The sequence below is a fragment of the Paenibacillus sp. SEL1 genome (assembly GCF_054602535.1).
Genome location: NZ_CM137723.1, coordinates 4,813,446 through 4,826,608 on the forward strand (window position 1 = coordinate 4,813,446; position 13,163 = coordinate 4,826,608).

Annotated in this window: 11 protein-coding genes and 1 pseudogene; all 12 read left to right on the forward strand. The window is 40.6% G+C overall.

Annotation, left to right across the window (positions count from 1 at the left end):
• The first annotated feature begins 31 nt into the window (after positions 1-31).
• The 12 genes and pseudogenes from ACYCSE_RS22130 to ACYCSE_RS22185 all read left to right on the forward strand — a co-directional run bounded on the left by ACYCSE_RS22130 (position 32) and on the right by ACYCSE_RS22185 (position 13,111).
• A complete protein-coding gene (locus ACYCSE_RS22130) occupies positions 32-910 on the forward strand; it encodes a carbohydrate ABC transporter permease (RefSeq protein ID WP_061830977.1) in 879 nt (292 codons plus the stop codon).
• A gap of 28 nt (positions 911-938) precedes the next feature.
• Positions 939-1,781: a carbohydrate ABC transporter permease gene (locus ACYCSE_RS22135; RefSeq protein WP_322175773.1), complete on the forward strand. Its 843-nt coding sequence runs from the start codon at positions 939-941 to the stop codon at positions 1,779-1,781.
• Between the two features lie 491 nt (positions 1,782-2,272).
• Positions 2,273-2,974: a response regulator transcription factor gene (locus tag ACYCSE_RS22140; protein WP_459699934.1), complete on the forward strand. Its 702-nt coding sequence runs from the start codon at positions 2,273-2,275 to the stop codon at positions 2,972-2,974.
• Positions 2,971-3,957 carry a sensor histidine kinase gene (locus ACYCSE_RS22145; RefSeq protein ID WP_459699936.1) on the forward strand — a complete coding sequence of 329 codons (987 nt, stop codon included), beginning with the start codon at positions 2,971-2,973 and terminating at the stop codon, positions 3,955-3,957. The genes ACYCSE_RS22140 and ACYCSE_RS22145 overlap by 4 nt, the downstream gene beginning before the upstream one ends.
• A 101-nt stretch (positions 3,958-4,058) precedes the next feature.
• Positions 4,059-4,838, forward strand: coding sequence for an ABC transporter ATP-binding protein (locus ACYCSE_RS22150; protein ID WP_061830969.1), 780 nt, complete (start codon positions 4,059-4,061; stop codon positions 4,836-4,838).
• Positions 4,804-6,816, forward strand: a complete 2,013-nt coding sequence (locus tag ACYCSE_RS22155; RefSeq protein WP_459699938.1) for an ABC transporter permease — start codon at positions 4,804-4,806, stop codon at positions 6,814-6,816. The genes ACYCSE_RS22150 and ACYCSE_RS22155 overlap by 35 nt, the downstream gene beginning before the upstream one ends.
• A 210-nt stretch (positions 6,817-7,026) precedes the next feature.
• A complete protein-coding gene (locus ACYCSE_RS22160) occupies positions 7,027-8,133 on the forward strand; it encodes a TolC family protein (protein ID WP_459699940.1) in 1,107 nt (368 codons plus the stop codon).
• A gap of 35 nt (positions 8,134-8,168) precedes the next feature.
• On the forward strand, positions 8,169-9,641 hold the full coding sequence (locus ACYCSE_RS22165; RefSeq protein WP_459699942.1) for an efflux RND transporter periplasmic adaptor subunit: 1,473 nt from the start codon (positions 8,169-8,171) through the stop codon (positions 9,639-9,641).
• A complete protein-coding gene (locus tag ACYCSE_RS22170; RefSeq protein WP_459699944.1) occupies positions 9,638-10,375 on the forward strand; it encodes an ABC transporter ATP-binding protein in 738 nt (245 codons plus the stop codon). Before ACYCSE_RS22165 ends, ACYCSE_RS22170 begins: the two co-directional genes overlap by 4 nt.
• The gene (locus ACYCSE_RS22175; protein ID WP_069291922.1) at positions 10,372-11,586 is read left to right on the forward strand and encodes an ABC transporter permease; all 1,215 of its coding nucleotides are present in this window, start codon (positions 10,372-10,374) and stop codon (positions 11,584-11,586) included. Before ACYCSE_RS22170 ends, ACYCSE_RS22175 begins: the two co-directional genes overlap by 4 nt.
• Before the next feature lie 67 nt (positions 11,587-11,653).
• Positions 11,654-12,594 (forward strand): annotated as a pseudogene (locus ACYCSE_RS22180) (polysaccharide deacetylase family protein).
• A gap of 40 nt (positions 12,595-12,634) precedes the next feature.
• A complete protein-coding gene (locus ACYCSE_RS22185; protein ID WP_459699946.1) occupies positions 12,635-13,111 on the forward strand; it encodes an RNA polymerase sigma factor in 477 nt (158 codons plus the stop codon).
• Positions 13,112-13,163: the final 52 nt, after the last annotated feature.

Genomic DNA, 13,163 nt, shown 5'->3' on the forward strand with positions numbered 1-13,163 from the left:
CTGTTCCAAAGATAAGGGGTGGAAGCAAGACATGAATAAATATTTGGGGAACAAATCGGCGCTCGCACTGTTTCTCCTCCCTGCTTTGATACTGTACAGTGTGATACTGATATATCCCGTTCTGCAAACCGTTCTCCGCAGCTTTTATGATTGGGATGGCCTGAGTACGCTAACCTTTTCGGGACTGAGTAATTATCGGGAACTGTTCTCTGATCCTCTACTTGCTACTTCGCTTAAGAACGGATTAATCTTTGCTATTGTACTGGCGGTCTTTCAGATCGGACTGGGAACACTATTAGCGCTAATCTGTGCGGACCCGCGCACACGCGGGCGAAAAATACTGAAAACGTCTTATTTTATCCCAGTTGTCTTATCGGTAACCGTGGTGTGCCAGCTGTGGATCGCAATCTATGACCCAACTAACGGATTGATCAACCGGCTGTTTGATCTCTTGAACATCCCTTATCAGCAAAATTGGCTAAGCTCCCCGACAGCATCGATTATTGCCATCGCCTTCGTTAATGCCTGGCAGTTTATGGGGTATCAATTCGCGCTGCTATATGCAGGAGTTAAGTCAGTACCCGAGGACTACTTTGAAGCCGCCACGATTGACGGCTGCAGCAAATGGAGAGCGCACTGGCATGTCACACTTCCTCTGATGAGGGAAACTTACAAATTCTGCTTTATTATTGCGATTACCTCTGGAATTGGGGCCTTTGTGCAGATGCTGATTATGACAAATGGTGGCCCCGGCACTACAAACTATACAATGACATTCATGATTTACCGCTATGCTTTCATGGAAAGCAACTATGGGTATGCATGTGCTGTATCCGTGCTGCTTGTACTAATCTCACTATTGGCAACTGTAGTCATCAATAAGCTGTTCGACCGCGGACAAACCGCCTGATAAGGCGTGTATCGAAAAGGAGAACGAAATGAGTAAAACCGCTTTGAGCAAGTTCAGACAAGCTGTTCTGCAGATACCGCTGTGGTTGTATTTTATTGTTTCGGTCTACCCGTTGTTCTGGATGGTTTCCTACTCGTTCAAGAACAACGATGAGATCTTTGTCTCTAATCCATTTGGACTGCCGACGCATTTTCGTTACGAGAATTACATTAATGCCTGGACGCAGTTTAATATTCCCCGTTACTTTCTGAACAGTCTGGTCGTATCAACGATTTCGACTCTGTTCATCCTTTTACTGGCTCTGATGTTTGCCTTCGCAGTGGCTCGTATGAGATGGAGGTTTCGTTCTGCCGTTCGGACTTATATGATCATAGGAATGTTTATGCCACTGCAGGTTATCATGATACCGCTGGCGATTCTGGTTCGCGATTTTCATCTTACCAATACGTATGGAGCTCTTATTCTTCCTTATATCGCAATTGGCCTTCCTTTCTCGTCCATGATTTTTTACGGGTTTCTTATAGCAATTCCTAAGGAGATTGAAGAGGCGGCATGCATGGATGGAGCTAATATTTATAGACTGTTCCTGAAAATCATTGTGCCACTTGCATTGCCTGCAATTGCGACTGTAGCCATTTTTCAATTCTTGAACAACTGGAATGAGTTCACTTTGGCCTATATTCTAATTTCTGATGAAAATATGAAGACATTACCACTTGGCTTGCTTTTCTTCCAAGGCTCTTACAGCACAGATTGGGGAGCCATGGGGGCTGTTATGACTATGGCTTCCTTACCGATGGTACTCGTCTATCTGTTCTTGAGTGAACAAGTGGAGCGGGCGATGACGGTAGGTTCGGCTGTAAAAGGATAGAAAGGATAAACTGCTCGGGGTTGAGAATCAGAAAAAGATTCTCAACCCCGGGCAGTTTTGTTATGTACATACGTTAGTTCAATCCGACGATGGATGGTCTGTAGGTAATCAGAAACCTTACAGCAAAGAAATGTTTTTGTAAGATTCAACTGTTGTTCGTTATGTAGAAACTAATTATGCTGGTAAATAGCTAGGCAAGGAAAGAAGTGAGCAGACTTGAAAGATCCAAAGCAAAGTTTCAATGAAATATTAAAAAATCGTAAAAAAACCATTATAACAGTAATAGTTGTCGTTACTATAATTATATTGTTAATCACTCTGGTATTTGGCACCATGCATATTATCCGGGGTTCTATATACACCACCACGAAAACCTCCTAAATCTACAACCAAAGAGGATTAGATTGTTGTTATTGCTTGAATGATCAAATAAAGGCATTATAGAGAAATCAGTTGTTAAAAATTCAAGCAATAAGAAGGTAGAAAACACAATGCAAAAGATATTAATAGTAGAGGATGACCCTCAAATCAGCTCCTTGCTCCAATCCTATCTTGAAAAGTATGGTTATCAAGGAGTTATTGTTTCAAATTTTGATCAAGTTTTAGTTGCCTTTCAAAAGGTGGAGCCTGATTTGGTACTACTTGATGTGAATCTTCCTCGTTTCGATGGATTTTATTGGTGTAGACAAATACGGACTCAATCTACATGTCCCATCCTTTTTGTGTCTGCACGCGATGATAAAATGGATCAGGTCATTGCTTTGCAAAATGGAGCAGATGATTACATTACGAAACCATTTTATCCCGAAGTACTGTTAGCCAAAGTAGAAAGTAATCTGCGACGTGCCTATGGTTCTTATGCCGTTGCTCCAAAATCACGTTCCTTAAAAGTGTCAGCTTTGACGCTATATCCCGATATTATGGAACTTGTGTACCATGACAAGCAGGTCGAAATTAGCCAGAAAGAAGCAGCACTGCTAGAGCTATTAATGACGTATCCTAAACAGGTTGTGGGTAGAGTTCATCTCTTAGAGGCTTTATGGGATGATCACCAATATGTGGGCGAGAACACATTGAATGTTTATGTCACTCGTGTCCGTAAAAAGCTGAGCGAGCTGGGACTGGGGGATATCATAGAGACGGTTAGAGGGGCTGGCTATCGGCTTCACTTGACTGAGGAGGATGAACGGTGAAGCTTTTTTGGCGTGACCATTTTTCGCTGGTGATTTTTAATATCATCCAACTTTTTCTTGTGTTAAGTATCTATTGGTTGGATGGTTACCGTAACTGGTCGACGGCCCTGTATTCCGTCTTTTTTGGGGCTTCCATATTGCTGGTTTATTTGCTCTTGCGATATGTCCTGTACTCTGGTTTATATCGAATATTATCCACTGCAAACCTAAGAGATTTAGATGAGCTTATTCAGATGAAGGTACTTAATCCGTTAGCCTCTTCTTTGCAACATTTGCTTTTACAATATTACCGATTGTATCAGTCTCGAATTCATCAGTTAGAGCATCAGCAGCGTGATCATATTACATTTATCAATCAGTGGGTTCACCAGATGAAAACTCCTCTTGCTGTTATTCATTTAATCCTCAAAGGAAAAATAGATCCTGAATCTGATCAGATTTACGATGAAATTGATCGAATGGGAAAAGGACTAGACATGATTTTATATATGTCACGGTTGGAATCCTTTGAACCTGATTTTCATGTGGAGCCTGTTGTATTACGAAAACTGGTTAGTGATGTGATCTATGATAACAAAAGACTATTGATTCGTAACGAAATTTATCCTTCCAATGAAGTGGACGAGCAGTTGTGTGTGATAACCGATGCCAAGTGGCTAAGATTCATAATTAACCAATTGGTAACCAATGCGGTGAAGTATTCTTCAGGTCATGCCCACAGTCTGAAACTGATGTCTCACGTAAGAGATCATGTCATTGTGTTGGAAGTACAGGATGAGGGGATTGGTATCCCTAAAAAAGACGTAGAACGGGTATTTGAGGCTTATTACACAGGTGAAAATGGGCGGAAGTATCGTGAATCAACCGGGATGGGTCTCTATTTGGTGTCTGAAATCTGCAAAAGACTGAATCATAACATTCAGTTAAAATCGACGGTTGGTGAAGGGACGACGGTTCAAATCCTGTTTCCAATTCGCAAATGAGAAACCTTACAACAGATTTAAGGTTTTTGTAATGTTAATCGATCGCTTCACTTGTCTGGATGGATTATGATCATGACATAGGAAAAAGAAAGGAATGAATTATGGAGATTGTACGAATGGATCAAGTCACCAAAATATACTATGGCAAGGTTCCCTACCGAGCCCTTAACAACATCCATTTAACGATCAAACAAGGCGAGTTTGTTGGCATTATGGGGCCGTCTGGTAGTGGGAAGACTACATTATTAAACATGATTTCAACCATTGATATGCCGACTTCTGGCGAGGTTTGTATTAAAGGGGAAAATCCACATCAGCTCAAGAAGGATAAGCTGGCTTTATTTCGTCGCAAAGAGCTGGGATTTGTATTTCAGGACTATAATTTGCTGGAAACTCTCACTTTGGGAGAGAACATATTGTTTCCTCTGATGCTGAATAAAAAAGGATTAAAGGAAATGGAGCACAAACTGGAAGAGGTAGCGAAGAAACTGGATATTATTGATATTTTGGATAAACGACCTTATGAGGTGTCAGGGGGACAAAAGCAAAGGGCAGCTATAGGCAGGGCTATTATTCACTCTCCTTCACTCTTGCTCGCAGATGAACCCACTGGAAATCTCGATTCCATGTCTTCACGTGTTGTGATGGAAATGCTGGGGCTTATCAGTCGTGTGGATCATTCCACAATCGTGCTGGTAACACACGGAGCCGTGGAAGCCAGTTATTGCGATCGGGTTATTTTTATAAAAGATGGTGAGTTATATAATGAAATCCATCGTAGTCATAGTCAGCAATTATTTTTTCAAGAAATTATAGATATACTCTCCTTTTTGGGGGGAAGTAGACATGCGCATGAGCTTTCGTCTGTTAGCATGGAATAATCTCAAGCACAATGTGCGTGCTTATGTACCTTACTATGTAAGCAGCTCATTGATGATTTCGATTTTTTTCGTATATGCGATATTTATTTTTCACCCGGATGTCTCAGATGCAATCACAGCAGCTAATGTAAAAAAGGGATTACAAGTTGCTGATCTGTTGATTTTTGTGTTTTCCTTTTTCTTCGTATTATACACAAACCATATTTTTGTTGCTGCACGAAAAAAAGAATTTGGTATACTGACCATTTTAGGGACACATCACAGACAGATTTATTTTTTGGTCGCATATGAAAATCTAATTATAGGCTTTTTATCCTTAATTACCGGGATTATCGGAGGATTTGTTTCAGCGAAATTCTTTCTACTTTTGGGCTCGAATGTCATAAGAATGTATTTAACGTTTTATTTTCCTTGGAAAGCACTGGCTTTCACCGTGGTGGGCTTTATGTTTTTGTTTATATTGATCTCATTTGTGTCTGTTTTCTTCATACGCTATTTTAAATTACAGCAGCCTTTTAGCAAGGTTCCACAGCTAAAAAAGGATTTAAAAGCTTCATGGAGCCTGTCCTTTCTTGCCATAGTATTAATAGGAGCGGCTGTATATTTGATGAGGATTGACTTTCCACCCTACATTTATCTGGCACCGTATCGTTTGGGGACTCTTTCTTTTTATATATTACACTATTCAGTTGGAGACACATTTAAATATACAATTGTAATGGGAATTATTGGTGTTTACTTATTTTACACTCAATTATGTGTACTATTCATTCAATTGCTTAAAGCTAACAGGAAATGGTCTTGGAGCGGAATACGCTTATTATGGTTATCTGAGATCACATACAAAATTAGGAATAATGCCGGGCTGTTTTCATTAATTACCCTAATTTCTATCATTTCCTGTGTAGGAGCAGCATCAACGTTTGACTCTATGCAGCAGCAAAAAAGATTTCTTAAGGAGCAATCTTATTCATTTGCACTTTCTTCTGATGTTGTAAGTTCTATAGAGCTTGAAAAAGAGATTGACCAAAATCTTTATACGGCTGGGGTGGATTATTCGAAAAGTGAAATACTGATCTTTCCCTTTCGTGAACAGCTCGCACCTGTGATGAAACAATCCAATTATGAGGCTCTTGCTTCCAGGTTTAAGGAACTAAAACAGGCAGTAGCGATTCGGGATCATCAAGGCTTTTTCATTTTTGATTCAAACGGGATGTCTTTAGAAGAACAGAAAACCTTTTTTGAAAAAAAGCTAACTTACAATCAAGGAAAATCTCAGATTATGAATATTCAGATTATGGATACTCAGAAGTTGGACCATAACTTAAAGTCTGATGAAAACATCATCTCTGAACTAGCACGGTTACTTGTTGTTCCAGATCGAACTTACGACCATTTAATTGAACAACGGTATTTCAATGATCCATTGGCATACAAATCTGTTTACTACTTTGTGCCAAAATGGAAGAATGGTCAACTTTCTTTAGATACTTCAGAAACTCAACAGGAGATATGGTTGTATTCCGTGTTGGCCCACAAGGTGAATAAAGGGGTGCTTAACTCTAGAGCAGTGGATTATTTGACATCGGAGATGGATCTGAATATTAGCGAATTTATTGGCGGATTTATCGCCATTATTATGTTGGCAAGCACTGTAAGTCTATTGTATTTCAGATTGTATGTAGATCTTCAACGGGATGAGGAAATATACCGAGCTTTATCGAAAATCGGACTAAACTCAAGAGAAATGAGACGAGCTGCATCCAGACAAATTGCTTTCTTATTTCTTCTGCCATTAGTGGTATCATCCATAGGAATAGTGCTTTGTTTATTTATGTCAGAACCATCTGGAATATATGTAGTACCCTTTCGCATGACGCTTATTCAGATTATGCTGTGCTTTTGGGCAATCCAATTCTTTTCCTTTCTTATTGTACGGTTCCTGTACCTTCGTCAATTGGATTTGAAGATGTTATAAGGAACGATAAGCTGTGTGTAAAAAAGTTGCAGAAGGGGAGGAGTGGTTCCTCCTTTCTGGAATCTCCACGGATTATAGACGATGCAGCTCTCAATTCACGATTTCCTTGATGGGGAGTCATACAAAGAAATTGTAGTGTAGAGGAAGAATTGTAATTCATATAACAACGTATTTATTATACTTAATAAACTTAGAAAGAGGGGGATATCTATGAAAAAAAGTGTGTTTATTTTATTGTTGTTGGCCTTATCAACCAGTTCTTTTTCAGGGTCCTTTGTTCAAGCAGAGGGGCAGCAATTGGCTTCCAATGCAAGTGTGAGACTAACATTGAGTCAAGCCCAGCAATGGGCACGGTCTAATAGCTTTAGTTTGAAAGAAGCCCAGCAAACGATAGATCGTAACCGGATTAACCTAAAAAATGCAGGTAAGAATCTGGATTTCATTCCAGCAGGTGCAGGCAACGGTGAAGAGGACGCGGCTAGTAGTTCTGCTTGGAAGGGGTATGCCTCATCGACGGTTTCTTATTTGGAATCCAAGAAGCAAATCGAACTTGCTCAAGATCAGACAGACTACACCACAATGAAGGACTATTACGACGTACTTTTGGCTGACAACAAAGTGAAGAGTAGTGAGGATGCACTTTCGCTTGCGTTATTGGAGGAAAAAGCTGCTGAGGCGAAAGCCAACCGTGGAAAAATTTCTCCAGGTGAACAAAGCACCATTATTCAGACTCGTTTAGAAGCTGAAAAGAATGTAGAGATTGCAAAATCTGCACTGCAAAAAGCGTTAGAGGTGCTAAACACCCAAATGGGGCAGCCGCAAGGTACGGTATATGAACTGGTTGAGCGACCCGCTTACCGGAAAATGGATAACACGAATTTGGATACGCTTGTGACGCGTGCAATCTCGGCGAGTCCTTCGGTATGGAGACAGGAGGAGGCTGTCAAGCTGGCAAAAATGGAAGTTAAATATTACACATGGAACTCGGGAACGGACGATTATGAAATTAAACAGATTGATGTAGACTCAGCGGAAGGTGGACTCAAAAATACCAAGGATCAATTGGCAGAATCACTAAAGAGTCTCTACTTTAACTTACAGCAAAATGATGAACAATACGAACAAATGCAAAGTAATTTACAGAACGCTATTAAAGTGTTGGACATATCTCGTAAAAAAAGGGAACGTGGATTTGCCACAGGTACGGAGGTTGCCACGAATCAGTTAAAAGTGAAGCAAATTGAACGGAATAAGGATGAACTCATTATTCAAATGACAATGCTGCAACATGCTTTAAACAAACCGTGGAGCGTATAGGTTTTAGAAAAAATACATTTTAAGGGGATATAACATTGTCAGAAACAGAAAAGAAAGATGCATTGCAAGTGTTAAGAAGGAAAAAAAGATTGAAAGGGATCATAGGTATTCTTGTCTTGATTATTATAGCGGGAATTGGCAGTACTGTTTATATGAATAGAAGTCAGGAAAAGCCCATGGAGGGTCCTGCGAACCAGATCGTACAGGTACAGAAAACAAACATGACCGAATCGCTTAAAGTAACTGGAACCGTTCAGGCTTCTAAGGAAGTCAATATCAATTTTACAAATGTTGAGGGTGCCAAGCTCATTGCCGTCAATGTTAAAGCAGGAGATAGTGTCAAAGCGGGTCAGGTGTTGGCTCGTTTGGATGATTCGGATTCCAAGTTACAAATTAAAAATGCTGAATCCAATGTAGCGATTGCCCGAGCCAAGGTGGAGGAAGCCAAGCGCGGACCAAAGTCTAGTGATATTGAGCTCCAGAAGGCAAATGTCCTAAAGGCGCAGATGGCGATTAAAACAGCCAAGGATTCCATGGAGCTGGAAGAAGTCGCAGCACAAAAAGTGGCGGCCAAGATGATTTTGGATAAAGCCCAGAAGGATTATGATGACCAGACTTATCTAGTCCAGAATGATGCAGCTGCAGAAAGTGACCTGGCGACGGCCAAGCAAAACCTGGATAAGGCAAAATTGGATATGAATAATGTCGAACTTCAATACAAGAAGGCAAAGAATCGACAAGTTCAGGCGATTGAGGATGCGGAAATGGGCTATAAAACAGCTTTAATACAATTAAAGGCAGCACAGTCCCCGCCTGATGCTTCCAATATTCAATCCGCACAGGCTTCTTTACAACAGGCTGAAACGGAATTGGAACAGAAGAAAAGTGTTCTGAACAAATTACAGGTTACGGCACCGTGGGATGGAATTATTTTGAAGGTTAATGGCGATGTGGGTACCAGTCCTACAGCACCTTTCATTGTTATGAACAACTCCAATACAGGCGTTATGAAGGTTAGTGCCAAGGTTAACGAAAGTGACATTGCTAAAATGAGGACTGGGCTCCAGGCTACGTTACACACGAATTCATTCCCTGACAAACAATTTAAAGGCGAAGTCCTCTTTGTTTCTCCAGAGCCGGTTACGGAATCCAATGTGACTACATACAAAATTGAATTGTCTTTGGATAGTCAAAAGATAAGACTACAACCAGGGATGAACATGGATGTATCACTCCTCTTGGCTGAACATAAAGATGCGTTGTCTGTTCCATTGTTCGCATTGAGATCCGAAGGTGGAGTGGATGGAGTATATGTAGCGAAGAACCCGGCTAACCCTGCAGATTATGAATTCAGACCAGTGAAGCTGGGGGTCTATACAGCGGATCAGGCCGAAATCAAGTCCGGTGTCAAGGAAGGCGAAACCATTGTTATTCCGCCCCAGGGTGGTAGTGCTGGTCCGAATGGCAGTCAAGAGGGTCAGGACCCTGATGGAGGTCAGGCACAATGAACGAAGCTCGTTTGAATAAAAGCGTTATTGAAATTAAAGAACTAAAAAAAATATATGAGGTGGGCGGTCAGGAGATTCAGGCTCTACGTGGTGTTGATTTATCTATTAGCGAAGGTGAGTTTGTTGCCATAATGGGCCCCTCTGGTTCGGGTAAGTCCACTATGATGAATGTCATTGGTTGCCTCGATCATCCTGATACGGGGAAGTATTATTTGGATGGGTATTCCATTTTAGATGCTCGTGAGAACGAGCTTTCCGAGATTCGAAATCAGAAACTGGGTTTTGTATTTCAGAAATTTTATCTACTTCCCCGAACTACAGCATTAGCCAATGTAGAGCTACCAATGATGTATGCAGGTATACCTGCCAAGGAACGCCGGGAACGAGCTGTGGAGGCGCTTCGAAGTGTTGGGCTTGCAGGACGGATGTACAACAAGCCTAATGAGCTATCTGGTGGTCAGCAGCAACGTGTCTCCATTGCGCGTGCGTTGGTGAATAATCCTGTTATTCTGCTGGCGGATGAGCCAACGGGGGCACTAGATACAAAGACGAGTGTCGAGATTATGGAGCTGTTTCAAGGTTTGAATGAACAGGGGAAAACCATTGTCTTGGTTACTCATGAGCTGGAAATTGCCGAATATGCCAAGCGCCTGATCAGCTTTCGAGATGGGAATATTGAGCGGGATGAGAGCATTATGAATAGAAGAATTTCATCAAGGATGGCAAGCCTATGAATTTAATGGAAACGATCCGTGTATCAATTAACAGTTTAACAACCAATAAGCTACGCTCCTTTTTAACAATACTCGGTATTATTATCGGGGTGGCAGCGGTTATTGCCATTATGGCGATTGGAAACGGCTCTACAACCCGCATAAAGGCGGAAATTAATAAATTAGGGAATAACGTATTGATGGTTGCGCCAGCTATGACAATGGTCGATGGTGAAATAGATTATGACAACACTCCATCGTTTACTTGGGCTGATGTCGAGGCGTTGGAACAAAAGAATTCCATAGATGCATTGATGCCAAATATAACGAGCAATTCAAAAGCTACGTGGGGGCGATACAACTATAACGCCACTATTGTAGGGACTTCCGCTTCATTCTATAAAGTCAAAAAGTTTTCCTTTGCCGAGGGCAGAACATTTACCAACGATGAGATGGATAAACGCATGAATGTCGCCATTCTTGAAAGTCAGGCGGTTCAACGTCTTTTTGGTGGAGATACCCAAAATGTATTGGGACGAACGTTTCAAATTAAACAGATCCCTTTCAAGGTAATTGGAGTATTAAATACTCAGCCAGTAACGAAATTAAGCTACAGCACTAATGAACAAATTTACATCCCTGCTACAACCATAATGAACCGTCTGGGTGAGAAGAACATTACAGGATTGGACGTATCCGCCAAGTCACCAGCTTTGATGGATCAGGCTCGTTCAGACATATTGGAAAGCTTGCGTTTAACGCACCAGCTAAAACCCTCGGAACCGGATCAATTTCAAATTATGAGTCTGTCAGAAGCAGCAGGTGCTGCTTCAGGTGTAGATAATATCATGACCAGCTTGCTAGGAGGTGTAGCCGCGATATCGCTCGTGGTAGGGGGAATCGGAATTATGAATATTATGATGGTGTCGGTTATAGAGCGTACAAGAGAAATCGGTATTCGAAAAGCTATTGGCGCCAAGCCGAGAGATATTATGATTCAATTCCTATCTGAAGCGGTCATCTTTGGTCTATTAGGAGGTACAATCGGGGTTGTAACAGGCATAGGGGCATCCAAAATACTTGAGGCAACTGCACATATGACCATTGAATTTACGATCTCGCCTATCATATATTCGTTTCTTAGCTCTGCGGGCACAGGCATCCTATTTGGAGTATACCCGGCTTATAAAGCAGCAAGTTTGAAGCCTATAGATGCATTGAGATACGAATAATTGTATTGGCACATGGTCACAAAATGAAAGCCGTCAATAGCTTCTAGATTTTGGAGGAACATAAACTATGGAGAAAAGCTATACGCATAATAGAACGAGAGCTCATCGGATAAAGAGAAATAGAAGAAGGCTTCTGTTTATTATTATCATATGTATTGTTTTAATTATTATAAAACTTTTTGACATATTCAGTAGTAAACCACAGCCAGTAAAAACAATTGAATTTGCAGAAAAAATAGAGTCAGTGTCAACCGACAAACTAAATAGCGAATCCAAAGGGAGCAAATCTCCTCTAAAAAATGTTTCGGGTGTTGAAGATGCAGCATTTATTGAGAAGTACTTGAATCAGCAAATGCAAGGGCATCGGCCTCAGGGGATAGACGGTAAAAAAGTAGTCTATTTATCTTTTGATGATGGTCCATCGGTTACCGTAACGCCTAAAATATTAGATATTCTTAAAGAAGAAAATGTGAAAGCAACGTTTTTTGTGGTAGGAAAAGCAGTGGAAGAAAATGAAGTGACTAAAAAATAACCAAAAGATTGGTTAAGGAAGGACATGCTATCGGTAATCACACCTACTCACATGACTACAGTTATTTGTATCCTAATCAGACTGTGAATTCGAGTATTTTTATGAATGATATTGAAAAAACAAATCAAGTTTTAAAACAAATATTGGGACAGAATTTTTCCACAAGAGTGATTCGATTTCCAGGCGGTCATATGACATGGCAGAGAAATGATCCCGATGGTATGGAAGTACTGGACCATGCTCTACAAGATAAGGATTATCATCAGATTGACTGGAATGTGTTACCTAAAGATGCAGAAGGTGCACCTAAGAACGCTGAACAATTAATTCGCGAATTCATAAGGAACATGGGGACTAGAGAAAAAGCAGTGGTACTCATGCATGACACTTATGGGAAGGAAGAAACAGCCAAAGCCTTGCCTGAAATCATAAGATATTTAAAAAAGCAGGGATATGAATTTAAGACAATAAAGTGACTTGCCGATTCCAAACAAAACAGAAGGGACAAGCAATAATATGGATATTAAAGGTGTGGAGGATCTATATTTATCTTGCAAATCAGATCTCTTGGGATATTTATTGAGGATATTGCATAACAAACAGGATGCCGAAGATTTGTTGCATGAGTGCTTTATTCGGTTTATAAGAGCTGCACCTGACTTGCCTCAAGATCGTATTCGATTTTATCTTCTGAGAATTGCCAAAAATTTAGCTATAGATTTAATAAGAAAACGAAAAAAGATGGATGAATACAACTTACGTAAGGAGCTGCTCTACTATCACTGGGATACCCTCGATTTTGAAATTCAGGAGGAGGTCAATCGAATTCTTTTGATGGCAAGTAATACCGAGCAAAGGACGGTACTTGAATTGCGTGTAGTCCGAGGATACTCCATAAAAGAAACGGCTAGAATCTTAAACAAGAGTGAAAATTCGGTAAAGTCTTCGCTGCACAGAGCTTCAAAACGCATTAAATTAAGATATATTTCCTGAACTGATTTGGATGAAAAGCGGAGTAGATATAGAGTCTGCTCCTTTTTTTTGC

Coding starts and splice junctions, on each gene's coding strand:
- ACYCSE_RS22130 (WP_061830977.1), top strand. CDS start 32: ATGAATAAATATTTGGGGAACAAATCGGCGCTCGCACTGTTTCTCCTC.
- ACYCSE_RS22135 (WP_322175773.1), top strand. CDS start 939: ATGAGTAAAACCGCTTTGAGCAAGTTCAGACAAGCTGTTCTGCAGATA.
- ACYCSE_RS22140 (WP_459699934.1), top strand. CDS start 2,273: ATGCAAAAGATATTAATAGTAGAGGATGACCCTCAAATCAGCTCCTTG.
- ACYCSE_RS22150 (WP_061830969.1), top strand. CDS start 4,059: ATGGAGATTGTACGAATGGATCAAGTCACCAAAATATACTATGGCAAG.
- ACYCSE_RS22155 (WP_459699938.1), top strand. CDS start 4,804: ATGCGCATGAGCTTTCGTCTGTTAGCATGGAATAATCTCAAGCACAAT.
- ACYCSE_RS22160 (WP_459699940.1), top strand. CDS start 7,027: ATGAAAAAAAGTGTGTTTATTTTATTGTTGTTGGCCTTATCAACCAGT.
- ACYCSE_RS22170 (WP_459699944.1), top strand. CDS start 9,638: ATGAACGAAGCTCGTTTGAATAAAAGCGTTATTGAAATTAAAGAACTA.
- ACYCSE_RS22175 (WP_069291922.1), top strand. CDS start 10,372: ATGAATTTAATGGAAACGATCCGTGTATCAATTAACAGTTTAACAACC.
- ACYCSE_RS22185 (WP_459699946.1), top strand. CDS start 12,635: ATGGATATTAAAGGTGTGGAGGATCTATATTTATCTTGCAAATCAGAT.